Source organism: Kribbella jiaozuonensis (assembly GCF_005233875.1).
GTDB lineage: Bacteria > Actinomycetota > Actinomycetes > Propionibacteriales > Kribbellaceae > Kribbella > Kribbella jiaozuonensis.
This window is the reverse complement of sequence record NZ_SZPZ01000001.1, coordinates 969,917-995,806: the sequence shown is the minus strand read 5'-3', so window position 1 is coordinate 995,806 and position 25,890 is coordinate 969,917. Positions and strand designations below refer to the sequence as shown.

The window sequence follows — 25,890 nt, the reverse complement described above, 5'->3', positions numbered from 1 at the left end:
ATGTGCCTGGGCATTCCGGGCCGCGTGGTCGACTGCCCGACCGGCGCCGACCTCGGCCGGGTCGAGGTGGCAGGGGTCGTCCGGGAGATCAACGTGTCGCTGCTCGACGGGCCGTTCGTCCCCGGTGAGTATGTGCTGATCCACAGCGGGTTCGCACTGGAGCGGATGTCGGCCGAACGCGCCGCCGACGCGTACGCGTTCTTCGGGGTCGACCTGTGAACGGGCCGGCGATGTTCGCGCGGTACGCGTTCGCACCCAACCAGCTCGGGTACTGCGGACCCGCCGACGCCGGCGCCCTGCTCGAGGGCCGGACCGGCGTCCGGTTCCGCGCGCTGGCGAAGCAGTTCGAGGGCGCCTGGCCGCAACTGCGGGTGATCGCGGACGCCACCGGTACGTCGGACCCGCTCGACCGCGAGGTGGTCGAGGCCTACTGGGTCGGCAACCGCTTGCTCGACCGGGCCGGCGCCTCCGACGACGGGCTGCCGCACCACAGCTTCCAGGTGTTCTGCCACTACCCGTGGGCGGGCCTGCTGCACGACGAACGCCGTACCGAGCATGCGCTCCAGGTGCTCGACCAGTGCCGGATCCGGTGGGGCAAGGTGATCTCGGCCGCGGGCGGCCGGGTGGTCGTCGAGTCGCGGCCACTGGTCTGGGACGGGACCAGCCTGGCGCTCGGCCTGCCCGGCCGGGACACCGCGACGCTCGGTCTCGGCAGCGTCGAGCTGATCGAGCCCCTGCATCCGGGCGATTGGGTGTCGCTGCACTGGGGCTGGGTCTGCGACCGGCTGTCGCCGGCGCAATTGGTTGCCTTACGCCACTATTCGGCGTACCACCTGGAGCTGGTGAATCAGCGCCTCGGCGGCCGCGCTGGTATGTCCGGACCAAGTATCCCGTGACCGTCCAGCTGGTTGACCACTCCGGGTGAGTTGAGAACCGCAGGCCGCGACACCGGCCGGGTATCCGGCGGGCCGGACCGATCCGGCTCCCAGCGGGCCGGGTCCTCGGTCAGGCCGAGCAGATAGGTCACGGTGCAGTCGAGCGCTCCGGCCAGCTCCGGCAACCGCACCACATCGACCCCGGCGCCGTGCTCGAAGCTCGACAACGTCTTGTTGGTGGTGCGAATCCCGCGCCGCGCCAACCGGCTGACCAGCTGCTTCTGCGTCAGCCCGAGCTGCACCCGTCGCGCGCGCAGCCGATGGCTGACCACCAGATGCCGGTCAACAGCCACCTCGCTGCGATCCTCGAACATACGCCAACCCCCTGCAGCAACCTTCCACCGCAGCGCGTGACGGCGTCAATCGCTCCGCGGCCTGGATTCCATCTCCGCCAGGGCGTGCACCGTGTACCGGGCGAAATTGAACACCGGCGCCCGGCCCAGCAATCGTTCGAACTCCTCGTGCGAGTCCACCTCGTAGATCCACGCCCCGCCGTGCGATCCGACCACGTGGTACCGGGACAGCACCTTCCCCTCGCGCTCGAGCCGCTGCCCGTACTCGGGCATCGCCCCCACCGCCCGGGCCATCTCCGGCGACAGCAGACTCAGCTCCATCTGCCACAACACGAGGAACTTCATCGTCAGTTCCTCAGGTGCAGGCGGCGGGCGGCCTCGGCGACCGAGCCCGAGATCGACGGGTAGACGGTGAAGGACTGGGCCACCTGGTCCACGGTGAGGCGGGCGGCCACGGCGAGCGAGATCGGGTGGATCAGCTCGCTGGCCCGCGGGGCCACGACTACCCCGCCGACGACGATGCCGGTGTTGGGCAGGCAGAAGAGTTTGACGAAGCCGTCACGGACGCCCTGCATCTTGGCGCGGGCGTTGTCGGCGAGCGCGACCTTGACGACCAGCGCCGTACTCCCGCCGGCGTCCACGACTGCCTGGGTCAGGCCGACGGTGGCGATCTCGGGCGCCGTGAAGACGTTCGCGGAGACCGTTGACTGGTCCAACGGTCTGACGGCGTCGCCGAGCGCGTGCGCCATCGCGATCCGGCCCTGCATCGCGGCCACCGAGGCGAGCATGAGTACGCCGGTGCAGTCGCCGGCCGCATAGACGCCGCGGGCCGTGGTCCGCGACACCCGGTCGACCTGCACGAAGCCGCTGTCGGTGAGCGACACGCCCGACTCGACCAGGTTCATGTCATCGGTGTTCGGCAGCGATCCGACCGCGAGCAGCGCGTGCGAACCCTCGACCGTCCGGCCGTCGGTGAGCGTCACCACGACCCCGTCGCCGTGCCGCTTGACCGACTCGGCCCGGGACTTGCTCAGCACGGTCAGCCCGCGCCGCTTGAACACGTCCTCCAGCACCGCTGCCGCGTCAGCATCCTCGCCCGGTAGCACCCGGTCCCGGGAGGACACGAGTACGACGTCGCTGCCGAGCGCGTCGTACGCGCTGGCGAACTCCGCACCGGTCACACCGGACCCGACCACGATCAGCCGCTCGGGCAGCTCGTCGAGCTCGTAGACCTGCTCCCAGGTGAGGATCCGCTCGCCGTCCGGCTCGGACCCCTTGAGGATGCGCGGCCTTGCACCGGTAGCGATCAGGATCACATCGGCGTCCAGCCGTTCGTCGCCGACGACCACGGTCTCCGGCCCGTCGAGCCGGCCGCGGCCCCTGACGATCCGGACCTTGTCGGAGTCCAGCCGGCGCTCGATGCCCTCGGACTGGGCGGTCGCCAGCGCCTTGACCCGTTTGTTGACGACGGAGAGATCGACACGCACGGAGTTCGCCGGATCGTCGTCGCCGTCGTCCAGCCGGACGCCGAGCTCGCCCGCCTCCTCCACCTCGGTCATCACCTCGGCGGTGGCGATCAGGGTCTTGCTCGGAACCGCGTCCGTGCGCACGCCGGAACCGCCGATTCCGTCGGAATCGACGACCGTCACCTCCCCGCCGAGTTGGGCGGCCGCACTCGCCGCTTCGTACCCGCCTGGACCGCCTCCGATGATCACAACTCGCGCCACGAGAGGCCATTGTTCCGTATCCTGTGTCGTCGTGACCCTGTACGCCGCGTTTGCGTCGAATCTGGACCCGAACCTGATGGCCGACCGGTGCCCGTACTCCCCGCTGCGCGGGACCGGGTGGATCCACGGCTGGCGACTCACCTTCGGCGGCGAGGAGCTCGGCTGGGAGGGCTCGATGGCCACCGTGGTCGAGGACCCGTCCGACCCGGCCAACCAGGTCTTCGTCGCGCTGTACGACGTCCACCCGAAGGACGTCGAGCGCCTGGACGAGTGGGAATGGATCGCCCAGGACGTCTACAGCAAGATCCAGGTCCGGGTGCAGACCCTGGACGGCGAGCAGCTGGCCTGGATGTACGTGCTGAACGCCTACGAGGGCGGCCTGCCCTCGGCCCGCTACCTGGGCATCCTCGCCGAGGCCGCGGAGGCGGCCGGCGCCCCGGACGACTACGTCGCGGACCTGCGTTCGCGCCCTTGTCAGTCGTCCGGTCATTAGAGTGCCCATGTGACCCAAGATCTGAAGGCCGCCGCCGACGCCTGGCTGAGCGAGGACCCCGACCCTGACACCCGCGCCGAGCTGCAGGCGCTGCTGGATGCCGGGGACACCACTGAGCTGGCCGACCGCTTCGCCGGCACCCTCGAGTTCGGTACGGCGGGCCTGCGCGGAGCCGTCGGCGCCGGACCGAACCGGATGAACCGGGTCGTCGTGATCAGGGCCGCTGCCGGGCTCGCGGCGTACCTGAAGGCCAAGGGCCTCACCGACGGACCGGTCCTGATCGGGTACGACGCCCGCCACAAGTCGGACGTGTTCGCGCAGGACACGGCGGCCGTGATCCGTGGCGCGGGCCTGGACGCCGTACTGCTGGACCGGCCGACCCCGACGCCGGTCGTCGCGTTCGGGATCAGGCATCTGCGCGCGGTGGCGGGCGTGGTCGTGACCGCGTCGCACAACCCGCCGCAGGACAACGGCTACAAGGTCTATCTGGGCGACGGCTCGCAGATCGTGCCGCCCGCGGACGCGGAGATCGCGGCCGCCATCGCAGCGGTCGGCCCGCTGGCCGAAGTACCGCGTGGGGACGACTGGCAGACGACCGGCGACGACCTGCTGAACGCGTACCTGGACCGCATCGCCGACCTGGTGCCGGCCGACGCCCCTCGGGAGTTGAAGGTCGCCTACACGCCGCTGCACGGCGTCGGACGGACCTTGGTCGAAGCCGCAGTCGCGCGCGCGGGGTTCGCCGTACCGCAGGTGGTGGCGTCCCAGGCCGACCCGGACCCCGACTTCCCGACCGTCTCGTTCCCGAACCCGGAGGAGCCGGGCGCGATCGACGCGGCGCTCGAGCTGGCCCGCTCGATGGACGCGGACATCGCGGTCGCGAACGACCCGGACGCCGACCGGTGCGCGGTCGCGATCCCGGTGGATGAGTCGGGCTCCTGGCGGATGCTGCGGGGAGACGAGCTCGGCGCGCTGCTCGGCGAGTTCCTGCTCGCACCCGGGCCTACCGGCGTCGCCGCGTGCTCGATCGTGTCGTCGTCGCTCCTCGGCAAGATCGCCGCGTCGTACGGCGTCCGGTACGTCGAGACGCTGACCGGGTTCAAGTGGATCGGGCGGGTGCCGGACTTGGTGTTCGGCTACGAGGAGGCGCTCGGGTACTGCGTCGACCCGGCGGCCGTGAAGGACAAGGACGGCGTGTCGACGCTGGTCCGGGTGCTGCAACTGGCCGCGCAGGCGAAGGCCGCGGGGCGCACGTTGCAGGATCTGCTGGACGATCTGGCCGTCAAGCACGGCCTGCACGCGACCGACCAGCTGGCGGTGCGGGTCGACGACCTGTCGCTGATCGCCCAGGCGATGGAACGCCTTCGCGCCACACCGCCCGCGACGCTCGGCGACTACACCGTCGAGCGGATCGACGACCTGAGCCAGGGCTCCGAGACGCTGCCCCCCACGGATGGCCTGCGGTACACACTCTCCGACGGAGCCCGCGTAGTCGTGCGGCCGTCCGGGACCGAGCCGAAGCTGAAGTGCTACCTGGAAGTGGTCGTGCCGGTCAGCACCGATGTCGCAAGTGCTCGGCGCCGGGCAGGCGAGGACCTGTCCGGCATCAAGCAAACCCTGTCGACCGCGCTGGGTCTGTAACAGCCGTAGAGCAGCTGGGGAGCACCTGGCGGGTGGCTCCCCGGCTCAGCGCGCGGCTGCGGCGGCTTCGGCTTCCTCGGCGTGCAGGGAGCTCTGCAGCGACGAGTGCAGGATGCGGAGCGTGCTGGTGGACTGCATCAGCGCGTCCCGCTCGTCCGGGTTGCGGTTGGCGAGGGCGGTGATGTCGTTGATGCTGGCCTCGATCCGGGCGATCCGGTCGGCGACCGAACCCTCCTGGCTGCTGGCCTTGCGGATCGCGTCGGACGTGACCGTCCAGACGTCTTCCTTGTCGTTGGTCCGGCGCGACATGTCCACCATCTGGCTCAGCGCCGCGAGGTCGTGGTCGACCTGGGTGCGCTCCACCGGTGAGGTGATGCCGGTCGTCGCCTGCCGGAGCCGGGTGACGTGCCCGGACAGCTCCGACCAGGTGGAACGACCGCTCTTGATCTTGTCCAGCACCTTGGCGTACTCGGTGTTGAACTCGTCGTAGTTCACTGTCCTTGACTCCTGCCGTTCGAGGCTCGACTCAGAAACTCTAGGGCGTCCGCACCCGAAACAAGTAACCACACGATCGCAGATCGTGCAGGTGTCGCCAAAACGCAACAGCCGCCCGGTACGCCAACGCGTACCGGGCGGCCGAGTTACGTGCTACGCGACTTCTGTCCGCACCTGAGGTCAGGCGACGTACGCGGAAGACGCGTTGAAGGTGTTGCAGTTGCCCGCGACCGTGTAGCTGTGCCGCGCGTTGAAGCCGGCGGTCACCCAGAAGGCGTGGTTCTTGATCGAACCGTGGTCCCGCACGCCGCCCGGCTGGTCACCGCTGTTGCTGATCACCCAGTTGTACTGGGTCATGAAGCCACCGCTGAACGGGTAGTTGCGCTTGTTCGCGCCGTCCACGGCACCGCCGAGGCAGGACGCCTGCAGCTCACGACGACGGCTCTCCTCGAGCTGCGCGGCGTAGGTGCTGAAGGCCCGCTGGCGCTCCCAGGACGCGTTCAGGATCCCGGTCAGCCACTGGACGTGATGCCCGTACTCGTGCGACAGCGTGAAGGTCGCGTACGCCCGCGCCATCGTCGGGCTCTGCTTCCAGTAGTTGATGATCACGTACGCCGGGACGTAGATGTAGCCGTTGCCGACACCACAGAAGAACGCGGTGCCACCGGTGACCACGCCACACGGGGAGTTGACCGCGCTCGAGTTGTGGACGACCAGCTTCGGCGCCACCTTGTACGCCGCGCCGGCCTGCTTCAGCGGCAGGGCCCACGAGCCGTAGAGGCACTTGTACAGGTTGTTCTCGTAAGCGACGACGCCCGCGAAGGTGCGCAGCGAGACGTTGAGCTCCTTGCACTTCGACGTGGGGATGGCACCCGTCTTGTACAGCTTGTTGTAACGCACGACGTTCGTCAGCGACGACTTCGTGGTGAGACCGTCTCCAGCCGGCGGCGGGCCGGCGACCAGACCGGTGCCGATCTCGATCGGCTTCGTGTCGGCGGCCTGCGTGCTGGCCGACGTCGTCGTGCTGGAGGTCTGCGCGGCCTGGGCGTTCGGCAGTGCCAGGGCGGCGAAGCCGGCCAGGGCACCGACGGCGGCCACGCCGCGCAGGGTGATACGGGAGAGGTTGACCATGAGCTCCACTCTCGATGTGTCTAGGGACCTGTCGGACCAATCCTGGGGTGCACAGGGGTTCACCCGAGGTTGAACACGGGTTCTGACGCGGCGATTCGCGCCACAGTTCCCCTCACTGCCCCACTTTTCCGCCCAGGAATCGCAACTGGTCAGGGAGCATACGCCGCCAGTAGCCGGGGGTGTGCGCCCCGGTCTGCTGACCGCCGGCCGCGTGCAATTGGGACCGGAGCTCGTTCGCGGCCGGCGCGAACGGATCGTCCCGCCCGCAGTCGATGCGAACGGCAACATCCCGGAAGCTCTCCGCCCGGCCGAACACCTGGCTTCGGTCGAAGTCCTCAGGCCCGTCGAACGCTCCGGCCTGTACGTCGTCGTACTTGCGGTACAGCGCCGGGCTCAGGGCCCCGACCACAATCGGCCAACAGGGGAAGGAATTCCTGGTCGAGCATGGCCCCGGGATCGTTGCCGTCGGCCCGCCGATGCCAGTAGCTGTTCTGGCCGCCGTCGACGGTCGCGAGCGCGAAGGGCGGCGTACCTGCCTGCACCGTGGCGGTCAGGTACCGGTCGATGCCGAGGTCGTTGATCGCAGATGTGTGGTCGCTCCCACGACCGTGCAGGACGAGCACGACGGGCAGCTTCGCCGAGGCGTCGTACCCGTCCGGGTAAATCACGCTGTAGCCGACCTTTGCCCGGCGGCCTGCCGCGAGTCCGGTGCGGAGCAGGACGCGGCGGCTGAGGACGCTCAGCGGACCACGGCGGCCACGATCGCGACCACGGCGAGGACTCCGATCGCGATCAGCTCGGGCTTGGCCCAGCTGGTGATCACGTCACCTTGCGATTGCTCGGAGTACTGGCCCTGGAGGGTCTCGATCCGGTTGACGATGAAGTCCGCCTTGGAGAGCGAGTTGTCCGCCGACAGCTTCCGGCCGCCGACACGCTGCTTACGAAGGTCGCGCATGACCAGTTGGACACCGGGAGCCCGGAATCGGTTCGCCTCGGTGTGCACCCGGAGGATGTCGGTCACATCGACGCCGGTCACCTTGGACCACGGGATCAGATGATCACGCAAGTGGTTACGCAGCAGTACATTCTCGGGGCTGAGCGTTACCGAGGGCCGCATCAGGAAGACGTATGCCAGCACCATGAAGATCGCGATGATGCTGCCGACCAGCAGCCCGGTGGCGGTCCGCCACTCCAGGACCACGTCGACCAGGCCGAGCACGCCGATCACCAGGACGATGGTCCCGGTGATCCGGTTCGACGCGGACAGGTACTGCTCGCTCTCGGGCGACTTCGACTTCACCCGGACAAGGTAACTGCCTGTCCGGAACGGCACTAGCCGTGGGCGGTGGCCCCGCGCCGTAGCGAGCAGGTGCTCGGTGCGGTAGCTCGGCGTGCGGGAGGGGAGGCCTCGATGTGGTTCATCGTGGCCTTTCCTCCCGTGCGCCGAGGTGCCGTGCCGAGTGCCGCGCAGTAGGCGCGGGGCCGCCGCCCACGGCTAGACTGCCACAGGTGACCACACTCGACAGCGGCGTCGACAGCTTGGCCGACGTGACCTCGTCCGAGGACCGGCTGCGCCGGTTCCTGCTCGGGCTGCCGGGCGTCGACCAGGTCGGCGCCGAGGTCCGGGCCGCCACCCTGAGCACCCGGTCGATCAAGACCACCGCCAAGGCCTACGCACTCGACCTGGCGATCTCGATGATCGATCTGACCACGCTGGAGGGCCAGGACACCCCGGGCAAGGTGCGGGCCCTGTGTGCGAAGGCGAAACGGCCCGACCCGGCCGACCCGACGGCGCCGCAGGTCGCCGCCGTCTGTGTGTACCCGGACCTGGTCGCCACCGCGAAGCACGAGCTGAAGGGCTCCGGGATCAACGTCGCGAGTGTCGCGACCGCCTTCCCCAGCGGACGTTCCAGCCTCGCGATCAAGGTCCAGGACACCAAGGACGCGGTCGCGGCCGGCGCCGACGAGGTCGACATGGTGATCGACCGCGGCGCCTTCCTGTCCGGGCGCTACGGCCTGGTCTTCGACGAGATCACCGCGATCCGCGAGGCCGCCGGCGACGCGCACCTCAAGGTGATCCTGGAGACCGGCGAGCTGGTCACCTACGACAACGTCCGGCGCGCGTCCTGGCTGGCGATGCTGGCCGGCGCGGACTTCATCAAGACCTCCACCGGCAAGGTGTCACCGGCCGCGACGCTGCCCGTCACGCTGGTGATGCTGGAGGCGGTCCGCGACTACCACGAGGCCACCGGGCTGCACATCGGCGTCAAGCCGGCCGGCGGGATCCGGACCGCGAAGGACGCGATCAAGTACCTGGTCACGGTCAACGAGACCGCCGGACCGGACTGGCTGGACCCGGAACTGTTCCGCTTCGGCGCCTCCAGCCTGCTGAACGACCTGCTGATGCAACGCACCAAGCTGGCCACCGGGCACTACCCGGGCCCCGACTACTTCACCTTGGACTGACAGGCATGAGCAGATTCGAGTACGCACCGGCCCCCGAGTCGCGGGCCATCGTCGACATCAAGTCGTCGTACGGGCTGTTCATCAACGGCCAGTTCACCGACGCGACGGACGGCAAGCCGTTCAAGACGATCAGTCCCGCCTCCGAAGAGGTGCTGGCCGAGGTCAGCGAGGCCGGACCGGCCGATGTCGACAAGGCCGTTCGCGCGGCCCGCAAGGCCTTCGAGAAGGTCTGGGGCCCGATGAGCGGCAAGGACCGGGCGAAGTACCTGTTCCGGATCGCGCGGCTGATCCAGGAGCGCTCGCGTGAGCTGGCGGTGCTGGAGTCGCTCGACAACGGCAAGCCGATCCGCGAGTCCCGCGACGTCGACATCCCGTTGGTGGCCGCGCACTTCTTCTACTACGCGGGCTGGGCCGACAAGCTCGAGTACGCCGGTGTCGGCGACGACCCGCAGCCGTGGGGTGTCGCGGGCCAGGTGATCCCGTGGAACTTCCCGATGCTGATGCTGGCCTGGAAGATCGCGCCGGCGCTGGCCGCGGGCAACACCGTCGTACTGAAGCCGGCCGAGACGACTCCGCTGACCGCACTGGCGTTCGCGGAGATCTGCCAGCAGGCCGATCTGCCGCCGGGTGTGGTCAACATCGTCACCGGCGCGGGCCGGACCGGGCAGGCGCTGGTCGAGCACCCGGACGTCGACAAGGTCGCGTTCACCGGCTCGACCGAGGTCGGCCGGGCGATCGCCAAGTCGGTGGCCGGCACGCACAAGGCGGTCACGCTCGAGCTCGGCGGCAAGGCGGCGAACATCGTCTTCGAGGACGCGCCGATCGACCAGACCATCGAGGGCATCGTCAACGGCATCTTCTTCAACCAGGGCCACGTCTGCTGCGCGGGCTCGCGGCTGCTGGTCCAGGAGAGCGTGTACGACGAGGTGCTGGCGCGGCTGAAGCGCCGGATGGGCACGCTGCGTGTCGGCGACCCGCTGGACAAGAACACCGACATCGGCGCGATCAACTCGGCGGCCCAGCTGGCGAAGATCCGCGAGCTGTCGCAGATCGGCGAGGACGAGGGCGCCGAGCGCTGGTCGCCGGAGTGCGAGCTGCCGGCCAACGGCTACTGGTTCCCGCCGACCGTCTTCACCGGGGTGTCGCAGGCGCACCGGATCGCCCGCGAGGAGATCTTCGGGCCGGTGCTGTCGGTGCTGACCTTCCGCACTCCGCAGGAGGCGGTCGAGAAGGCGAACAACACCCCCTTCGGGCTCTCCGCCGGGATCTGGACCGACAAGGGCTCCCGGATCCTCTGGATGGCGAACCAGCTGCGCGCCGGCGTGGTCTGGGCGAACACGTTCAACCGCTTCGACCCGACCTCGCCGTTCGGCGGGTACAAGGAGTCGGGCTACGGCCGCGAGGGCGGTCGCCACGGCTTGGAGGCCTACCTTGCCCACTAAGGAACCACAGAGGCTCGAGGTGCGAAAGACCTACAAGCTCTACGTCGGCGGCGCCTTCCCGCGCAGCGAATCGGGTCGGTCGTATGTCGTGACCGATGCCAAGGGCAAGTTTCTCGCGAACGCGTCGCAGGCCTCCCGCAAGGACGCCCGGGACGCGGTCGTCGCGGCCCGCAAGGCGTTCGGCGGCTGGCATGCGCGGACGGCGTACAACCGGGGTCAGGTGCTGTACCGGATCGCCGAGGTGATGGAAGGCCGGCACCAGCAGTTCAGTGCCGAGGTCGCCGCATCCGAAGGGCTGTCGATCTCCAAGGCCCGTGCGGTCGTGGACGAGTCGATCGACCGCTGGGTCTGGTACGCCGGGTGGGCCGACAAGCTCGCCCAGGTGGTCGGCTCCAGCAACCCGGTCGCCGGCCCGTACTTCGACTTCTCGTTGCCTGAGGCAACCGGCGTGGTCGCGGTGCTCGCGCCGCAGGACTCCAGCCTGCTCGGCCTGACCAGCGTGATCGCGCCGGCGATCGTCTCCGGCAACACCGTGGTCGCGGTCTCGTCGTTCGAGCGGCCGCTGCCGGCGATCACGTTGAGCGAGGTGATGGCGACCTCCGACGTACCGGGTGGGGTGGTCAACATCCTCACCGGATCGGCGTCCGAGGTCGGGCCGTGGCTGGCGTCGCACATGGACGTCAACGCGATCGACCTGTGCGGCATCGTCGACCCCGAGGAGGCGACCGAGCTCGAGATCGCCGCGGCCGACAACCTCAAGCGGGTACGCCGTCCCGCCGAGGAGGACTGGTCCGCGGACCAGGGCATGTCGCGGCTCACGCAGTACCTCGAACTGAAGACCGTCTGGCACCCGATCGGAGTCTGAGTGCTGAAGCCAGGTGACCGGGTCGCGATCGTCTCGCCGTCCCGGGGACTGCCGGAGATCTTCCCCGGGCCGTACGAACAGGGACTGCGCCGGCTGCGCGAAGACTTCGAGCTGGAGCCGGTCGAGTACCCGACGACCCGGAAGCTCCAGTCGACGCCGGAGGAGCGCGCCGACGATCTGCACGCGGCCTGGTCGGATCCGTCGATCCGCGCAGTGTTCGCGAGCATCGGCGGCGACGACCAGCTCACCGTGCTGAAGTATCTGGACCCGGCCGTGTTCCAGGCCGATCCGAAGCCGTTCTTCGGGTACAGCGACAACACGAACCTGCTCAACTTCCTGCACACGGCGGGGGTGCCGGCCTTCCACGGCGGCAGCGTGATGGTGCAGTTCGGTCGCGGCGGCGCGATGCACCCCGACACCGAGCGATCGTTGCGGGCGGCAATGTTCACCGGCGGCGAGTTCGCGCTGACACCGGCCGAGGGCTGGACCGACGTCGACCACGACTGGGCCGTCCCCGAGAACCTCGAGACGGAGCCGCCGCTGTTCCCCGGCACCGGCTGGACCTGGAGCGGCACGCAGACGGTCAGCGGGAAGCTCTGGGGCGGCTGCATCGAGATCCTCGACTGGCAGCTGTCCGCGAACCGCTGGATGCTCCCGACCGAGTCGTACGGCGGGGTGTTCTTCGGCGAGACCAGCGAAGAACTGCCGTCGTCCGAGACCGTCTACCGGATCCTCCGCAACCTCGGCGAACGCGGCCTGCTCGAACGCTTCGACGCCGTCCTCTGGGGCCGGCCGAAGTCGTCGTCGCTGTTCCACGAGATGACGCCGGAGCAGTCCTTCGAGTACGTCACCGGCCAGTACCTCGCGGTCGATCGCGCGCTCACGGAGTACAACCCGACCGCAGTGGTCGTGAAGGGGCTGGACATCGGGCACACGGATCCCCAGCTCGTGCTTCCGTACGGCGGCCAGGTCCGGATCGACCCGGCCGCGGAACGGATCACGGTCGTCTACTGAACCCTCGTGCTGGTCAAGGCGGGGTTCGGGTCCGGGTAGCAGGCGACCGGGGCGGTCGTGGTGAGGAACTTCCACTTGATCTTCGCCTGCAGGGTGAGGCCGGGATCGTCGTAGCTGGTGCCTTTGAGCTTGGTCTGGATCGTCGTTCCTTTGCGGCCGGATTTCAGTCGCACGCTGAGGGTCGGGAGTTGGTAGCTCGCGCCGCCCGAGATCGGACCGGCGACCTTGACGACCGCGGTGTTTCCGTCCAGCTGAACGGATGGGGTCGAGTTCAGGCCTGAGCCGCCGGACAGTTTTGCACTGACGTAGGACGTGTTGGCGGGGACGGGGATGCGGAGGGCGAGGTCGCGGACCTCTTGGAGCTTGAAGCCCTTGACCTCAGTCGGCAGCGTCCCCGGCTGGAGATCGACGGCGACGGTAAAGCGGGTGTTCGGCCGGACGGTTGCCGGCGCGGTCGCGTTCACGGCTTGGTGCAGCGACAGGGTGTGCTGGCCGAACTTGGTGTTGGCGCGGCAGGCATAGCTGGCAACCGGCTGGGCAGGGGCCGGCGTGAGAAGGGCAAGTGTCACCACGAGACTGCAGAAAGTAGTCACGTGACTACTCTAAGAAATCACCGGCCGAAGAGGAACCAGCCGCCGACGCCGGCTGCCACGAAGACGAAGGGCAGCGCCAGCAGGAACCACATCCGCGTCCGGCGACGTCGCCGGACCGGTGGGTCGGTCGCGACGGTGGTGTCCAGGTCCTCGTCGGTGATCGCGGTCCGCTCCTCGGCGCGCAGCGGCGCCTCCTGCTCGAGCCGGTACGCCTCGGCCTCGAGCCGCTCGGCCAGCGTGTCCGCGCGCTCCCAGCGGTCCACCACCCGATAGGCCAGGGCCCGCCCGAAGATGTCGTCGAGCGGTCCGACCGAGTCGTGCAGCACCGAGCGCAGGCTCGGCGGCGCCAGGTCCGGGTCGCGGTTCAGCACCTCGCCGATCGAGCCAGCGACGTACGGCGGGTGCCCGGTGAGCAGCGCGTACGTGACCGCGCCGACCGCGTAGATATCGGCCCGCTCGTCGAATCCGCCGTCGCCGCGGCCCTGCTCGGGCGCCATGTACGACGGCGTACCGACGGCCTGCGTGAGCCCGGACGCCTCCGCGGCGCGTTTCGCCAGGCCCAGGTCGGCGAGCACGATCCGATGGGTGCCGCCGCCGGACTCGTCACCCGGTCGCAGCAGCAGGTTCGCCGGGGTGACGTCGCGGTGTACGACGCCCTCGCCGTGCAGTGCGGCCACAGCCCGGGCCAGATCCGCGCCCCACCACAGCGCGTCCACCGCGTCGACCGGGCCCTGCCGGAGTACGTCGCCGAGCGTGCCGCCGCCGATGTAGTCCATCACGAAGTACGGCCGGCCGTCGTCGAGTTTGCCCAGGTCGAAGACCCGGACCACCCGGTCGCTGGCGATCCGGCGCATCAGGCGTGCCTCGGACAGGAACCGTTCGCGCACGTCGGCGCGCGACGCCCAGTTGTCCGCGAGGACCTTGACGGCGACGTCGACATCCAGGTCGTCGTCGTACCCCCGCCAGACGGTCGCGAACGCACCTGCGCCGATTTTGTCCTGCAACCGGTACCGCCCGATGACATCCATCCCGGCTATTGTCGACCACAGGTGAGCTCAACAGTGACTGGGGGACGATGAACGAGGAGCTGGAAGAGCTGGCAGCCCGCGCAGCCGGGGGTGACCAGACAGTACTTCCACGACTCCTGCAGGCGATCCGGCCGCAGGTGCAGCGGCGGGTGGCGAAGTTCCTGCCCTACCGCGAGGACGCCGAGGAGGCGGTCCAGGACACCCTGCTGCAGGTCGCCAACAAGGTGCACACGTTCAAGGGCACCGGCAGCTTCGCGGGCTGGGTGACGATCGTGGCCACCAACCAGGCCCGCCAGACCTATCGGTCGCTGAAGCGCCGCTCGGTCGAGCAGTCCGCCGAGGTGCTGCCGGAGTCCGTCGACCCGCGCACTACATCGGTGATCGCCGGCTCCCGCCTCGACCTGCTGGAGGCCCTCGAGGCGCTCGAGTCCAGCCACCCGCAGCTGGTCCAGCCGCTGGTCCTGCGCGATCTCGGCGCGCTGTCGTACGCCGAGATCGCCGACGAGCTCGACGTACCGCTCGGGACCGTGAAGGCCCGGATCCACCAGGCCCGCAAGGCCGTCGCGGAACGTCTCACCGTCCGTTAGCCGAAGGTCCGGCGTACCGCGATCGCCCGGCGCAGGTCGTCGAGGAAGTTCGCGGTCTGCCGGCGGATACCCGAGACCACGCTCTCGTCCGCGATCAGCGCCTCGGCCGGCGCGATCAGCTCCTCGTCGATCGCGTACTTCGGGGCCATCCGGGTCGCCGTCAGCCCGACCACCATGCCGGCCCGGATCTCCGCGGTCCGCGGGATGTCGGTGAAGAACCGCCGGGCGTACGGCGCGGTGATCGCGTTCTGGGACGGATGCCAGAACCCTTCCGCCGTGGCGAGCAGTTCCTGTACGCCGATCGCCGGGTCGGTCATGATCCGGGTCCAGGCGGCTTCCTTGCCGTCGGGCAGAGCCGCACGGCAGCGGGCCGCCTGCGTCACGCCCTCGGTGGACTTGTCCCGAGCGAGCTCGGCGTCGATCTCGCTCGCGCCGAACGCACCGAGCAGCACGAGCCGAAAGACGATCGACCACCGCAGATCCGCGTCGATCTCCAGCCCCTCGGGAGCGTCACCGGTCAGCCAGGCGGTGAGCAGGGCGGCATCGTTCGTCGTCGCGACGAAGGTCCTCGCAGTGATCAACTGCAGACTGCTGCCCGGGGCTGTGGTCGCGAGCTTGCTGCCGAGCGCGTCGGCGACCGGTCCGCGGGCCTGGTCGTAGTCGAGGTAGCGGCCGAGCACCCGCCCCTCGAGCCACTGCGCCAGCGAGCCGACCGCGATGTCGCTGTCCTCGTGCGGGAGCGCGGCAACGAACAGCTCCAGCGCCCGTCGAGGATCCAGCTCAGCATCCGCCACCGAGTCCCGCACCGAGTTCCACACCACCGCGCGGGTCGTGCTGTCCGCGATCCTCGGCAACACCTCGGTCAGATTCGCCAGGCTCGCCGCATCCAGCCGGATCTTCGCCCAAGTGTCGTCGTTGGCATCCGGCACCACGACCGCTTCGTTGCCCATCGCAACTTCTTCCGAATCCTCGGTCAGCACCACGTCTGTCAGGGTTGCCGATCCGTCCTCGGCATACCCACCCACGCTCAGCTTGTGCAGCCGGCGCGATTCGTCCGGGCTCTTCCGATGCACGATGACGCCTGAGCTGGTCCGCTCGACCGAGAGCGTGTCCAAGCCCGACGTACGCAACCATTGGTCCGACCACGCATCCAGGTCCCGGGCGCCGGCCTCGGTCAGCTTCTCGATGAACTCCTGCAGATCGGCGTTCCCGTACTCGTGCGCCTCGAGATGCGCATTGACGCCCTTGAGAAACACGTCGTCCCCCAGGTACTTCGCCAACTGCTTCAGCACCGCCGCGCCCTTGGCGTATGAGATCCCGTCGAAGTCGTCAAGCGACTGCCGAGCGTCCTTGAGACTGTCCGGCGCGACCGGATGCGTCGAACTGCTCTGATCCGTCTGTAGCCCCCACCACTTCCGCACGAATGCGAAATCCGTCCAGTTACCGCCGTACGAAGTCGCGTCCTCGGACACCCGATGCGCCATGTATTCGGCGAACGACTCGTTCAGCCACATGTCGTTCCACCACTTCATCGTGACCAGATCGCCGAACCACATGTGCGCCATCTCGTGCACGACGATCCGGGCGCGGGTGCTGCGCTCGGCCTCGGTCGCCTGCCCGCGGTACACCAGCGTGTCGGTGAACGTCACGCAGCCCGGGTTCTCCATCGCGCCGAGGTTGAAGTCCGGCACGAACGCCTGCCAGTACTCGCCGAACGGGTACCGCTGCCGGAACATCCGGTGGTACTCGTCGAACGCGTCGCGGGTCGTCCGGAACAGGTCCTCGGCGTCGCGTTCCAGGTGCTCCTGCAGCGACTGCCGGCAGGCGAGACCGAGCGGGATCCCGTCGTACTCGCTGCGGATCAGGTGGTACGGGCCGGCGACGAGCGTGACGAAGTACGTCGAGAGCGGCTTGGTCTCGGCGAGCATCCACTCCCCTGGCGCGGTCTGCGTCGCGGCGCCGTTGCCCAGGACAACCCAGTCCTCGGGGCACTTCACCGTCATCGTGTACGGCGCTTTGAGGTCAGGCTGGTCGAAGCAGGGGAAGTACCGCGGGGCGGACTCCAGCGACGACATGCCGTACGTGTAGACGCGTCCGTCGGCGGGGTCGACGGATCGCACCATGCCCTCGCCGTCGGCGGAGTACTTCAGCTCGGCGGTCACGACCAGCTCGTTCTCGGCCGTCAGCCCGCTGAGCGGGAAGCGGCCGCCGTCGAGCGCACCGACATCGAGCGCCTGACCATTGAGTACGACGCTGATCAGCCGCTCGGGCTTCACGTCGACCCAACTCGTGCTGCTCGTGGCCCCGAAGCGGATCCGGCTGGTCGTGACGAAGGTGTCACCCGAGCCGGTGAGGTCGAAGGCGACCTCGTACGACCGCAGGTCCAGGTCCGCCGCCCGTTGCCGGGCCTCTTCTACAGTCAGCGCGCGCATGCAGAGCACGCTATCCCGGCTGGGTGCGAGCTGTGGCGGCCGCCAGCTTCGCCACCGCGCGAATCTCCTCGTTCGTCGTGTTCTCGAGCACTGCTGTGATCAGCTCGGCGTCCGCAGGCTGAGCGAGGACGCTCAGCACGTTCAGCGCGGAGATGTGATCGAAGCCTGCGCGCATCTCCTCGTCCTCGGCCGGCGGCCGGGACAGGATCTCGCGCGCGACACCTCGTACCTCGTCGGCCATCGGTTCGAGCGGGTTTCCGCCGCTGACCTGCGTGTACGCCGCGGCTACTTGGTACATGTTCAACGCCCGGCACACCATGCCGATGTTCTGGCTGTGCAGCAACGCGCCGAACGCCTGCAGCGGAATGCCGACCTCGTCCATACCCGCACGCTAGCCGAAGAACGCAAGGACCTTCTGGGCGGCATCAGGCCCGGTCATCATCTCCGCGATCTCGGCCGACATCCGCGCGACCTTGCTGGTGCGCGCGAACATGGCCGGCTCGTACTGCTCGAGGGCGGCGTCCAGGTCGGCTGGATGCGCGGCGATCGCCTGCGCGAGCTCGGCGGCGTCGCGCATGGCCTGGTTCGCGCCTTCACCGTGCGACGGCATCAAGTGCGCGGCGTCCCCGAGCAGGGTGAGACCCGATCGGCGCGGCCAGGTCATGCCGATCGGCAGCAGGTACGCCGGACGTACGACGAACGGCTCGTCGCAGGCGGCCAGCAGGCGCCGGAACTGCGGAGCCCATCCGTCCGGAAGGTCGATCGCCTCCGCGGGGTCCAGGTCGAGCGGAGCCTGGATCGAGATGCTCACCTGGACCACGCCGTTGCCGTTGCGTTGCGCGCCCAGCAGCCGGTCCGGGCCGAACACCCAGTAGTTGCCGCGGCCAACCATCTCGGCCAGCTCGGGCTGGGTTCGATCGGCGTCGTGGATCGAGCTCTGCACCACGACCTTGCCGGAGTACGTCGGCTCGACGTCGGTGAGCAGCGGACGGACCCGGGAATTCGCGCCGTCCGCGCCGACGAGGAGGTCGCACGTCGCCGTACTGCCGTCGGCGAAGTGCAGCAGATATCCGCCCTCGTGCGGTTCCGCGTGGGTGAAGGCGCTCCCCCAGCGGACCGTCTGCGCGGGGAGCGAGCTCAGCAGGATGTCCCGCAGGTCTGCGCGGTCGATCTCCGGGCGCAGCATCGGCGCGTCGTCCGGGGTGTCCTCCTGGAGCAGCATCGTGCCGGTGTGGTCCAGGATGCGGTGGTCCTGCCCTTCGCCGCGGGCGGCCGCGAGGAACTCCCGCTCGAGACCGGCCGTCTGCAGGGCGGCCTGACCGGTGTCGGTGTGCAGGTCGAGCATGCTGCCCTGGCTGCGAGCGGCGCCGGACGCGTCGCGCTCGAACACGACGGAGGCGATGCCGTGGACGTGCAGGATTCGCGCGAGCGTGAGGCCGCCCGGGCCGCCGCCGATGATCGCGATCATGATCCGCTCCTCTCGATACAGTGTATTGATTTATACACTGTATCGAACGAAGCAGGTGTATCGTCGTGACCGTGACAGACAGTCCCCTGATCTGGGAGCGGCCCGAACCGACCGAGCGGCGCCGGCTGAGTCCGCTCAGCCGGGAGCGCATCGTCCGAGCCGCGATCGACCTCGCCGACGTCGACGGGCTGGATGCGGTGTCGCTGCGCAAGGTCGCCGGCGCGCTCGACGCCGGCCCGATGCGCCTCTACCGGTACGTCGACACCAAGGACGAGCTGCTCGAGCTGATGGTGGACACCGTGTACGGCGAGATCCCGGCGCCGACCGGTTCGACCTGGGGCGACGTACTGCGGTCCATCGCGACCGGGATCCGCGAGGTTGCCCTGCGGCACGAGTGGTTCGCCGACCTGATGGGCGGCCGGCCGCGCTTCGGACCGGCCACGCTCGCACACACCGAGGCGTCGCTGACCGCACTCCGCGCCACCGGGCTCGACCTCGACCAGATGTCGGGCGCTCTCGACGCGCTGAGCGTCTACCTGGTCGGCGCCGTCCGCAAGGAGGTCACCGAGCGCCGGGCCGAACGCGGATCCGGTCTCGACAAGCATCAGTGGCAGCACGCGACCGCGCCGTACATCAAGCGAATGTTTGCTAGCGGCAACTACCCGGCACTCGAGGAATGGGTCCACGACGCACCCCATCGGACGGCGGCCGAGATCTTCGACCTCGGCTTGAGCTACCTGATCGACGGCATCCAGAAGCAGAGCTAGGCGTTCGCCGCCGCGTGCAGGTGGCCGGCGAGCAGGTGGGCGGACTCGGGCGCGTTCGCGGCGTAGCAGAGGAGGTGCGCGCGGGTCGACCACGCGTCCTGCAGCGGGCAGATGTCCAGCACGGCGATCGCGTCGACGGCCCGGCGCGGGACGATCGCCAGGCCGGCGCCTGCGGTCGCGAGGGTGATCAGCGTGTGCAGAGTCGGTACGACGGTGCGGTAGCGCGGGGCCGGGGCATGCGGGCCGAGGCGGTCGTCCATCCATTGCGTGAGCGGGGAGTTGCGGTCGAGACCGACGAGCGGATGCTCGGCGACTTCGGCGTACGCGATCGAGGTGCGGCCGGCGAGCGTGCCACCGGCCTGGCCGATGACGACCAGCGAGTCGTCGGCGAGGGGTTCGGTCCGCAGTGAGGTCGGCTCGTCGTCGAGGATCACGCCCAAGTCGGCCTCCCCTGCCGCGAGCAGGCGGACACTGCGGACGGTACGGCGCTCGCTGACGTTCACGTCGTACTCCGGATGCTCGCGGAGGAACGTGGCGAGGGCGACCGGGACGAGCTGGTGCATCGCGGAACCACCCGCGACCAGCCGGATCGGCGCGGTCCGGGAGACGGCGTACGACGCGACCGCGCTGTCCAACCTGGTCGTCTCGGCGAGAACCTCGCGGGCATGCCGGGCCAGCGTGGCCCCGGCCGGAGTGAGCCGGGCGCCGCGGCGCTCGCGGATCAGGAGCGGTACGCCGGCCTGCGCTTCGAGGGCTCTGACCCGCGAGCTGGCCGAAGGCAGGCTGAGGTGCATCACCCGCGCGCCGGCGGTGATCGAGCCCTCTGCCGCGACATGCGTGAAGAGCCGGAGATCGTCGAGGTCGTACCGCATGGGATCAGCCTACGTCTCAGCCTGAGGCTGGCTACGGAGATCGCGCATTGTGGAAGCCGGCTGCAGCGCTGATCCTCGAAGGGTGCTGCTGATCCTTCTGGCCGGTGTCGCCGCCGGCGCGTTGAACGCCGTCGGCGGGGGCGGGAGCTTCGTGGCACTCACCGCGCTGGTCGCGGCCGGCATGCCGCCGGTCACTGCGAACGCGACCACGACCGTCGCGCTGCTCCCCGGCAACGCGACGAGTGCGTGGGTCTACCGCCGGGAGTTCGAGGGCTTCACGCATCCATCCCCGGCGCGGCTCACGCTCGCCAGCGTCTGCGGCGGCGCGATCGGCGCCGGCCTGCTCCTGTTGTTGCCATCGGCATCTTTCGACGCGGCGGTGCCGTGGTTGCTGGCGTTCGCGACCGTCGTACTCGCGTTCGGTCGGCGGCTGACGGCGGCGCTGCGGCTCGGGCAGGCCGGTCCGACGGCGATCCTGGCCGGGCAGTTCCTGCTGTCGATCTACGGTGGGTACTTCGGCGGCGCGGTCGGGCTGATGATGCTCGCGTTCTGGACCGCGACGACCTCGCTCGACCCGGCACGCGGGAATCCCCTGCGGGTCATCCAGGTCGCGGCTGTTTACCTCACCGCGGCGGTCGTTTTCGTCTTCGCCGCCAACGTATTGTCCCAGCCGATCCACCTGGTCGCCTTGCTCGCCGGTGCCGTCATAGGTGGCTACCTCGGCGCCCACGTCGTACGTCGTCTACCGCCGGCTGTGCTGCGTGTGCTGGTCCTCACGACAGCTATTGCGATGACCGTCATCTTCTTCGTGCGGGCGTTCGGATGAACCGCGCTCAGCTGGCAATGGCCTACCAGGCTTGTGAAGTCGCCGATCTGGCGACTGATGCCGTCACGCTTGACGATCCGGCCGAGGCACGCGAGCAGGCCGCGCGTGTGCTTGCGGCCGCTCATCAGTTGGTGGAAGCCGCCGACCGCCTCAGCGATCCAGATGAGCCGAGCGACTCACTGCAGTTGTTCGCGTATCAGCATCCCGAGGAGGCGGCGGCCGACATCAGTGCGTGGGTCCACCGGTGCCGAGGTCGCGATTGCCCAGACGCTGACGTTCGCGCTCGCGGTTGAGATAGAGGCCGGTGGCCGTCGACACGCTGGTGAGCAGCCAGACGGCCACGCCGGCATCGTCCGTGACACCGAGCAGCGGCAGTACGTCGGGCAGGATGTCGATCGGCGAGATCAGGTAGACGAGCGCCAGTACCCACATGAACGGGCGGCTCTTCGGCAGGTCGGCGTACGCACCCTGGCGGACATCGCGGAGCAGCCTCGGCAGGGCGCGGGCACGCTGGAAGATGTCCCCGACAGGCACCGGTTCGCCGGCGGCGATCTTGCGCCGGCGGACGCGACGCCGCCAGACGACACCGAGCGCGCCTACGGCCACGCCCAGCGCCAGCAGCCCGCCGCCGACCACAGCCGAAGGCATGCCGGCCACGTCGCCGTCCCGGAAGATCAGGGTCAGCAACCCGATCAGCCCGAGGAACCCACCGAAGTACACCATCCACCAACTGTAGGGGGTCCGGTCAGTCGAGGAGGTCGTTGACGATGCTGGTCATGCGATCGACGGGGATCGCGAAGCCGATGCCGATGTTGCCGGAGCGGGAGGTTCCGAGGGTGGCGATGGCGGTGTTGACACCCACCACCTGACCGGCGGCGTTGACCAGCGGGCCGCCGGAGTTGCCCGGATTGATGGCGGCGTCGGTCTGGATCGCGGACTGGCGGATGTTGTTGTCGCCGAAGCGGGCCTGGCGGTTGACGGCGCTGACGATACCGGCGGTCACCGTTCCCTCCAGGCCGAGCGGGGACCCGACGGCCAGCACCGGGTCGCCGACCCGCAGCTGTGCGGACCGGCCGAGCGTGAGCGAGCGCAACCCCTCGGCGTCGGCGGTCGAGACCTGCAGTACGGCGAGGTCGTTGTCCGGGTCGGATCCGATGACGTCCGCGTCGACCGTACGGCCGTTCGACAGGACCAGGGATACGTCGGTCGTTCCCTCCACCACGTGTGCATTCGTCACCACATGCCCTTCCTGGTCGATCGCGAACCCGGACCCGGTCGCCCGGCCGGCGCGCACGGACACCACGCCCGGAAGGACGCCGGCCGCTGCGGCGGAGATGGATCCCTGGGCCGCCGCCGGAGGTGCTGCTGCTTGTGGAAGCGGTGCCGGGTCACGAGCGCCGGTGACAGCACCCGCAAGACCACCGGCCACGACGGAGAGGGCGAGCGTGCCGACGAGAAGAGCCGCCCGCCGGCCGACTGCACTGCGCGGAGAGGAGGGGCCCGTCACCCCGGTTCGAGGTGGCGCCGGCGGAGAGGGGGGTGCCGCGGCGGCGACCGGGGTGACGGAGAACGGAGTAGGTGAGCTGTTCGTGGGTGGCGGGCCGGGAAGGTAGTCCGGGCCGCGGAAGGGAAGGCCGAGGTGGGGCATGTGACGTTCCTCCTTACGGGAGGCGGGAGAACCAGAAGAGGGAGGCGATCGCGGCCAGGAGTGCTGCGGCCAGGGCGATTCCGGCGACCAGGTTGGTGACTTCCCGGGACTCGGTGGTCCAGCCGATCGAGGATTGGAGGTCGGAGTAGACGTCACGGAGCTGGTCGTTGTTCTGTGCCTGGTAGAACGTGCCGTTGGTGGCCTCGGCCAGGCCGTGGAGCGCCTCGGTATCGGCGGGGACCGGGATGTCGCGGCCCTCGAGGTTGACGGTGCCCTCGGCGGTCCCGTAGGCGATCGTCGACACCGGCACACCGGCTTGCGCCGCGGCCTCGGCGGCAGTGTCGATCGGGCTGCCCGCTGTGTTGCCGCCGTCCGACAGCAGCACGATCCGGCTCGGCGGCGGATCGTCGGGATCGATCGTCCGCACCGCCTGCAGGCCGGCCAGGACGGCGTCGCCGATCGCCGTACTGTCGGTCAGTTGCAGCCCGTTGATCGCATCGACGGTCGCCTGATGATCCGTACTCGGTGCGGCCACCACGTTCGCCGTACGAGCGAAGGACACCAGGCCGACGTTGAACTTCGCCGGCAGGTCCCGGACGAACTCCGTCGCCGCCTGCTGAGCCACCTCGAACCGGTTCGGCGCGACATCGGTCGCCGCCATCGAGTTCGACACGTCCATCGCGACCAGGACGGTGGCCCGCTCGCGCGGGACGCGGATGTCCGCCACCGGTCGGGCGATCGCGATCGTCAGCACGGTGAGTGCCGCCAGAAAGGCCGCGGCCGGCGCGTGCCGGCGCCAGCCGGGCCGCTTCGGAGCGACCTTCTCCAGCATCGGGAGGGTCGCGAACCGGACGGCGTACTTCGTCCGGCGGCGCTGGGCAAGCAGGTACGCCACCACCAGCACGGCGACCAGCACCAGCAGCCAGAGCCACAGGGGTTGCTCGAATCTCATCTGACACCGGTCCTTACAGAGCGGGCACCGGCCCGGCGGCGGGCGGTGGCGAAGGCGGCGACGTCGCGGACCCAGTCGGTGTCGGTGCGCAGTACGAGATGCGCGGCACCGGCGGCCCGGATCGCCTGGGTGGTTCGAGTGCGGTGCGCCGCCATCGCGTCGGCGTACCGGCGGCGGAGCTTGCGGTTCGCCGTCTGGATCTCGCGCCGGCGGCCGGTCTCGGGATCGATCAGCGTGAGCAGGCCGACGTCGGGAAGTTCGAGTTCGCGGGGGTCCAGGACTTCGACGGCGAGTACCTCGTGACGCGCGGCGAGTCGGCGGAGTGGGTCGGACCAGCCGTCTTCGTGGAAGTCCGAGACGATCACGCGGAGGCCGGGGCGCGGATGTTCACGGTTCAGGCGACCGATCGCGTGCCCCAGATCCGTCCTGGGAACGGACCCTGGTGTTGCTCGGGGCAACGACAGCAGCGTGCGCACCGAGCGGCGGAGCTGGACCGCACTGCCGGCCGTGGGGAGGCGGCGGAGGTCGTTGCCCAGGGCAATTCGTACGCCGAGGCTGTTCCCCGGGCGGTCGGCGAGCAGGCCGACCGCTCCGACAACAGCTACCGCCAGATCGCGTTTCTCGCTCAGGGCGGTGCCGAAGTCCATACTCGCGGACGCGTCCAGCAGCGCCCACGTCTCCAGCTCGCGCTCCGCCAACGGCGCCCGGACGTGCGGCTCCAGCGAGCGCGCAGTCACGTTCCAGTCCATCCGCCGTACGTCGTCCTGCCCCGCTTGGTACGGCCGTGCCTCGTTCGGCTCGCTTCCGGGACCGCTCCGAAGACCCGTGATGTCGCCGTGCAGGAATCCCTCCAGCTTGCGCTTCACCGACAACTCCAATGCGCGCAAAGCTCGTTCCCGCCCGGCCAGGAGATCAGTCATGCCGCGGATCCCTGGGCCTCGTCGGCCGGCACCACATGCGGCTGCTGGATCGTGTGCAGGATCCGCGTGACCACCGACCGTGGATCGACCCCGTCGGCCAGCGCGTCGAAGGTCAGCACCAATCGGTGCGCCATCACATCGAGCGCGACGTCGTACACATCCGCCGGCAGCACATAGTCACGCCCGCGCAGCAACGCGAGCGCTCGCCCGGCCGCAACCAGACCGAGGGTCGCACGGGGGCTCGCGCCGAACTCCAGCACGCCGGCCAGATCATGGATCCCGTACTGCGACGGCGCCCGGGTCGCATGCACCAGGCGGACGACGTACTCCGCCACCGCGTTGTGGACGAAGACGTCATCCGTTGCCTCCTGCAACTGAACGACCTGCTCCGGAGTGAGTACGGCGCCGGCGTGCGGCCGGTGCGCGCTCATCCGCTGGAGAATCGTGAGCTCCTCCAACGGTGTCGGGTAGTCGACAGTGATCTTCAGCAGGAACCGGTCGCGTTGCGCCTCGGGCAGTGCGTACACGCCGTCGGACTCGATCGGGTTCTGCGTCGCGAGCACCAGGAACGGTTCGGGCAGCCGGTACGACGTACCGCCGATACTCACCTGGTTCTCGGCCATTGCCTCCAGCAACGCGGACTGCACCTTCGCCGGCGCGCGGTTGATCTCGTCCGCCAGCACGAGGTTCGCGAACACCGGGCCGAGCTCGGTGTCGAACGCCTCCGTCGACGGCCGCCAGATCCGGGTGCCCATGATGTCGCCGGGGACCAGGTCCGGGGTGAACTGGAGCCGGGCGAACCGGCCGCCGATCACCTCGGCCAGCGTCCGGACGGCGAGCGTCTTCGCGACGCCGGGCACGCCTTCGAGCAGACAGTGGCCGCGGGCAAGCAATCCGACCAGCATGCGTTCGACCAGCTGGTCCTGCCCGACGACCACCTTCTTCACCTCGAACAAGGCGTGTTCGAGCGCGGCCGACGTCATGCGTTACCGCTCGGGTTCGCGGAGTCACCCTTCTCCGGGCAGTCGTGCGACGGGGACGGCGAGGGCGTGGTGGCGCCGTCGTCGACCGTGACATAACCCTGCTCCGGCGCCGGATCGTTCGTCGCGGCGTACGCCATGCCACCGGCTCCGAGCGCCGCCACCACGATCGCCGCGCCGAGAATGAGCTTCTTCATCAGAGATCTCCTTCGATCAGGTTGGCCACAGCTCATCAAGGCGGCGCGAAAACGACCGGAAAGCAGAGCGAAAGTCCGGCGAAAGCGCAGACCGGCGGATCACGCTCCCCCGGCTACC

Annotated in this window: 30 protein-coding genes; 11 read left to right on the top strand and 19 right to left on the bottom strand. The window is 69.3% G+C overall.

Annotated features, from left to right (window positions below; all coding sequences use genetic code 11):
• Together FDA38_RS04820 and FDA38_RS04815 are read left to right on the top strand one after the other, a co-directional pair.
• Positions 1-219, top strand: coding sequence for a HypC/HybG/HupF family hydrogenase formation chaperone (locus FDA38_RS04820; protein ID WP_137252840.1), 219 nt, complete (start codon positions 1-3; stop codon positions 217-219).
• A complete protein-coding gene (locus tag FDA38_RS04815; RefSeq protein WP_202877554.1) occupies positions 216-896 on the top strand; it encodes a DUF6390 family protein in 681 nt (226 codons plus the stop codon). Before FDA38_RS04820 ends, FDA38_RS04815 begins: the two co-directional genes overlap by 4 nt.
• Here FDA38_RS04815 and FDA38_RS04810 read toward each other — a convergent pair.
• From FDA38_RS04810 to FDA38_RS04800, 3 genes are read right to left on the bottom strand one after another with little or no spacing between them, the layout of a single operon-like run.
• A complete protein-coding gene (locus FDA38_RS04810; protein ID WP_137252839.1) occupies positions 848-1,249 on the bottom strand; it encodes a helix-turn-helix domain-containing protein in 402 nt (133 codons plus the stop codon). The two genes, FDA38_RS04815 and FDA38_RS04810, sit on opposite strands and share 49 nt — an antisense overlap.
• 45 nt (positions 1,250-1,294) lie before the next feature.
• A complete protein-coding gene (locus tag FDA38_RS04805) occupies positions 1,295-1,573 on the bottom strand; it encodes a muconolactone Delta-isomerase family protein (RefSeq protein WP_137252838.1) in 279 nt (92 codons plus the stop codon).
• 2 nt (positions 1,574-1,575) lie between these two features.
• Entirely contained in the window at positions 1,576-2,955 is a 1,380-nt protein-coding gene (locus FDA38_RS04800; RefSeq protein WP_137252837.1) for an NAD(P)H-quinone dehydrogenase, read from the bottom strand.
• A gap of 31 nt (positions 2,956-2,986) precedes the next feature.
• Between FDA38_RS04800 and FDA38_RS04795 the strand changes: the two genes are divergently transcribed.
• Both FDA38_RS04795 and FDA38_RS04790 read left to right on the top strand, forming a co-directional pair.
• Complete coding sequence (locus FDA38_RS04795) at positions 2,987-3,448, top strand: gamma-glutamylcyclotransferase (protein WP_137252836.1); 462 nt, start codon at positions 2,987-2,989, stop codon at positions 3,446-3,448.
• 9 nt (positions 3,449-3,457) lie between these two features.
• Positions 3,458-5,089 (top strand): phospho-sugar mutase, encoded by a 1,632-nt coding sequence (locus FDA38_RS04790; RefSeq protein WP_137252835.1) that lies wholly within the window; start codon positions 3,458-3,460, stop codon positions 5,087-5,089.
• A 45-nt stretch (positions 5,090-5,134) separates the two neighbouring features.
• On the opposite strand, the gene FDA38_RS04785 is transcribed toward FDA38_RS04790, so the two are convergent.
• The 4 genes from FDA38_RS04785 to FDA38_RS04770 form a co-directional block, all read right to left on the bottom strand.
• On the bottom strand, positions 5,135-5,584 hold the full coding sequence (locus FDA38_RS04785; protein WP_130444202.1) for a hypothetical protein: 450 nt from the start codon (positions 5,582-5,584) through the stop codon (positions 5,135-5,137).
• Positions 5,585-5,764: 180 nt separating this feature from the next.
• Positions 5,765-6,715 carry a neutral zinc metallopeptidase gene (locus tag FDA38_RS04780; protein ID WP_137252834.1) on the bottom strand — a complete coding sequence of 317 codons (951 nt, stop codon included), beginning with the start codon at positions 6,713-6,715 and terminating at the stop codon, positions 5,765-5,767.
• 335 nt (positions 6,716-7,050) lie between these two features.
• A complete protein-coding gene (locus FDA38_RS04775) occupies positions 7,051-7,383 on the bottom strand; it encodes a hypothetical protein (RefSeq protein WP_137252833.1) in 333 nt (110 codons plus the stop codon).
• A 71-nt stretch (positions 7,384-7,454) separates the two neighbouring features.
• Positions 7,455-8,015: a PH domain-containing protein gene (locus FDA38_RS04770; RefSeq protein ID WP_137252832.1), complete on the bottom strand. Its 561-nt coding sequence runs from the start codon at positions 8,013-8,015 to the stop codon at positions 7,455-7,457.
• Between the two features lie 209 nt (positions 8,016-8,224).
• Between FDA38_RS04770 and deoC the strand changes: the two genes are divergently transcribed.
• From deoC to FDA38_RS04750, 4 genes are read left to right on the top strand one after another with little or no spacing between them, the layout of a single operon-like run.
• On the top strand, positions 8,225-9,181 hold the full coding sequence (deoC, locus tag FDA38_RS04765) for a deoxyribose-phosphate aldolase (protein WP_137252831.1): 957 nt from the start codon (positions 8,225-8,227) through the stop codon (positions 9,179-9,181).
• Between the two features lie 5 nt (positions 9,182-9,186).
• On the top strand, positions 9,187-10,623 hold the full coding sequence (locus FDA38_RS04760) for an aldehyde dehydrogenase family protein (RefSeq protein WP_137252830.1): 1,437 nt from the start codon (positions 9,187-9,189) through the stop codon (positions 10,621-10,623).
• A 19-nt stretch (positions 10,624-10,642) separates the two neighbouring features.
• Positions 10,643-11,488: an aldehyde dehydrogenase family protein gene (locus FDA38_RS04755; protein ID WP_233714522.1), complete on the top strand. Its 846-nt coding sequence runs from the start codon at positions 10,643-10,645 to the stop codon at positions 11,486-11,488.
• Complete coding sequence (locus FDA38_RS04750; RefSeq protein WP_137252828.1) at positions 11,489-12,502, top strand: S66 family peptidase; 1,014 nt, start codon at positions 11,489-11,491, stop codon at positions 12,500-12,502.
• Here the strand turns inward: FDA38_RS04750 and FDA38_RS04745 are convergent.
• Positions 12,496-13,095 carry a hypothetical protein gene (locus FDA38_RS04745; protein WP_137252827.1) on the bottom strand — a complete coding sequence of 200 codons (600 nt, stop codon included), beginning with the start codon at positions 13,093-13,095 and terminating at the stop codon, positions 12,496-12,498. The genes FDA38_RS04750 and FDA38_RS04745 overlap by 7 nt on opposite strands.
• 17 nt (positions 13,096-13,112) lie before the next feature.
• Positions 13,113-14,123: a serine/threonine-protein kinase gene (locus FDA38_RS04740; RefSeq protein ID WP_137252826.1), complete on the bottom strand. Its 1,011-nt coding sequence runs from the start codon at positions 14,121-14,123 to the stop codon at positions 13,113-13,115.
• Positions 14,124-14,170: 47 nt separating this feature from the next.
• Between FDA38_RS04740 and FDA38_RS04735 the strand changes: the two genes are divergently transcribed.
• Positions 14,171-14,710: an RNA polymerase sigma factor gene (locus tag FDA38_RS04735; protein WP_137252825.1), complete on the top strand. Its 540-nt coding sequence runs from the start codon at positions 14,171-14,173 to the stop codon at positions 14,708-14,710.
• On the opposite strand, the gene pepN is transcribed toward FDA38_RS04735, so the two are convergent.
• The 3 genes from pepN to FDA38_RS04720 are packed head-to-tail and all read right to left on the bottom strand — an operon-like array spanning position 14,707 to position 18,610.
• The gene (pepN, locus tag FDA38_RS04730; RefSeq protein WP_137252824.1) at positions 14,707-17,142 is read right to left on the bottom strand and encodes an aminopeptidase N; all 2,436 of its coding nucleotides are present in this window, start codon (positions 17,140-17,142) and stop codon (positions 14,707-14,709) included. The genes FDA38_RS04735 and pepN overlap by 4 nt on opposite strands.
• Before the next feature lie 10 nt (positions 17,143-17,152).
• Entirely contained in the window at positions 17,153-17,524 is a 372-nt protein-coding gene (locus FDA38_RS04725) for a hypothetical protein (protein WP_137252823.1), read from the bottom strand.
• 9 nt (positions 17,525-17,533) lie between these two features.
• Positions 17,534-18,610, bottom strand: coding sequence for an FAD-dependent oxidoreductase (locus tag FDA38_RS04720; RefSeq protein ID WP_202877553.1), 1,077 nt, complete (start codon positions 18,608-18,610; stop codon positions 17,534-17,536).
• Positions 18,611-18,681: 71 nt separating this feature from the next.
• Here FDA38_RS04720 and FDA38_RS04715 point away from each other — a divergent pair, with 71 nt between their 5' ends.
• The gene (locus tag FDA38_RS04715) at positions 18,682-19,377 is read left to right on the top strand and encodes a TetR/AcrR family transcriptional regulator (protein ID WP_202877552.1); all 696 of its coding nucleotides are present in this window, start codon (positions 18,682-18,684) and stop codon (positions 19,375-19,377) included.
• On the opposite strand, the gene FDA38_RS04710 is transcribed toward FDA38_RS04715, so the two are convergent.
• On the bottom strand, positions 19,374-20,249 hold the full coding sequence (locus FDA38_RS04710) for a LysR family transcriptional regulator (RefSeq protein ID WP_137252821.1): 876 nt from the start codon (positions 20,247-20,249) through the stop codon (positions 19,374-19,376). The two genes, FDA38_RS04715 and FDA38_RS04710, sit on opposite strands and share 4 nt — an antisense overlap.
• A gap of 82 nt (positions 20,250-20,331) precedes the next feature.
• Here FDA38_RS04710 and FDA38_RS04705 point away from each other — a divergent pair, with 82 nt between their 5' ends.
• Complete coding sequence (locus tag FDA38_RS04705) at positions 20,332-21,075, top strand: sulfite exporter TauE/SafE family protein (protein WP_137252820.1); 744 nt, start codon at positions 20,332-20,334, stop codon at positions 21,073-21,075.
• 225 nt (positions 21,076-21,300) lie between these two features.
• On the opposite strand, the gene FDA38_RS04700 is transcribed toward FDA38_RS04705, so the two are convergent.
• The 6 genes from FDA38_RS04700 to FDA38_RS04675 form a co-directional block, all read right to left on the bottom strand.
• The gene (locus FDA38_RS04700; RefSeq protein WP_137252819.1) at positions 21,301-21,798 is read right to left on the bottom strand and encodes a YkvA family protein; all 498 of its coding nucleotides are present in this window, start codon (positions 21,796-21,798) and stop codon (positions 21,301-21,303) included.
• Positions 21,799-21,820: 22 nt separating this feature from the next.
• Positions 21,821-22,582: a S1C family serine protease gene (locus tag FDA38_RS04695; protein WP_137252818.1), complete on the bottom strand. Its 762-nt coding sequence runs from the start codon at positions 22,580-22,582 to the stop codon at positions 21,821-21,823.
• A 154-nt stretch (positions 22,583-22,736) separates the two neighbouring features.
• The gene (locus FDA38_RS04690) at positions 22,737-23,675 is read right to left on the bottom strand and encodes a VWA domain-containing protein (protein WP_137252817.1); all 939 of its coding nucleotides are present in this window, start codon (positions 23,673-23,675) and stop codon (positions 22,737-22,739) included.
• Positions 23,672-24,595, bottom strand: coding sequence for a DUF58 domain-containing protein (locus FDA38_RS04685; protein WP_137252816.1), 924 nt, complete (start codon positions 24,593-24,595; stop codon positions 23,672-23,674). The genes FDA38_RS04690 and FDA38_RS04685 overlap by 4 nt, the downstream gene beginning before the upstream one ends.
• A complete protein-coding gene (locus FDA38_RS04680; RefSeq protein ID WP_137252815.1) occupies positions 24,592-25,578 on the bottom strand; it encodes an AAA family ATPase in 987 nt (328 codons plus the stop codon). Before FDA38_RS04680 ends, FDA38_RS04685 begins: the two co-directional genes overlap by 4 nt.
• A complete protein-coding gene (locus tag FDA38_RS04675; RefSeq protein ID WP_137252814.1) occupies positions 25,575-25,772 on the bottom strand; it encodes a hypothetical protein in 198 nt (65 codons plus the stop codon). The genes FDA38_RS04680 and FDA38_RS04675 overlap by 4 nt, the downstream gene beginning before the upstream one ends.
• Positions 25,773-25,890: the final 118 nt, after the last annotated feature.

Coding starts and splice junctions, on each gene's coding strand:
- FDA38_RS04820 (WP_137252840.1), top strand. CDS start 1: ATGTGCCTGGGCATTCCGGGCCGCGTGGTCGACTGCCCGACCGGCGCC.
- FDA38_RS04810 (WP_137252839.1), bottom strand. CDS start 1,249: ATGTTCGAGGATCGCAGCGAGGTGGCTGTTGACCGGCATCTGGTGGTC.
- FDA38_RS04805 (WP_137252838.1), bottom strand. CDS start 1,573: ATGAAGTTCCTCGTGTTGTGGCAGATGGAGCTGAGTCTGCTGTCGCCG.
- FDA38_RS04780 (WP_137252834.1), bottom strand. CDS start 6,715: ATGGTCAACCTCTCCCGTATCACCCTGCGCGGCGTGGCCGCCGTCGGT.
- FDA38_RS04760 (WP_137252830.1), top strand. CDS start 9,187: ATGAGCAGATTCGAGTACGCACCGGCCCCCGAGTCGCGGGCCATCGTC.
- FDA38_RS04740 (WP_137252826.1), bottom strand. CDS start 14,123: ATGGATGTCATCGGGCGGTACCGGTTGCAGGACAAAATCGGCGCAGGT.
- FDA38_RS04735 (WP_137252825.1), top strand. CDS start 14,171: ATGAACGAGGAGCTGGAAGAGCTGGCAGCCCGCGCAGCCGGGGGTGAC.
- pepN (WP_137252824.1), bottom strand. CDS start 17,142: ATGCGCGCGCTGACTGTAGAAGAGGCCCGGCAACGGGCGGCGGACCTG.
- FDA38_RS04725 (WP_137252823.1), bottom strand. CDS start 17,524: ATGGACGAGGTCGGCATTCCGCTGCAGGCGTTCGGCGCGTTGCTGCAC.
- FDA38_RS04720 (WP_202877553.1), bottom strand. CDS start 18,610: ATGATCGCGATCATCGGCGGCGGCCCGGGCGGCCTCACGCTCGCGCGA.
- FDA38_RS04710 (WP_137252821.1), bottom strand. CDS start 20,249: ATGCGGTACGACCTCGACGATCTCCGGCTCTTCACGCATGTCGCGGCA.
- FDA38_RS04700 (WP_137252819.1), bottom strand. CDS start 21,798: ATGGTGTACTTCGGTGGGTTCCTCGGGCTGATCGGGTTGCTGACCCTG.
- FDA38_RS04690 (WP_137252817.1), bottom strand. CDS start 23,675: ATGAGATTCGAGCAACCCCTGTGGCTCTGGCTGCTGGTGCTGGTCGCC.
- FDA38_RS04685 (WP_137252816.1), bottom strand. CDS start 24,595: ATGACTGATCTCCTGGCCGGGCGGGAACGAGCTTTGCGCGCATTGGAG.
- FDA38_RS04680 (WP_137252815.1), bottom strand. CDS start 25,578: ATGACGTCGGCCGCGCTCGAACACGCCTTGTTCGAGGTGAAGAAGGTG.
- FDA38_RS04675 (WP_137252814.1), bottom strand. CDS start 25,772: ATGAAGAAGCTCATTCTCGGCGCGGCGATCGTGGTGGCGGCGCTCGGA.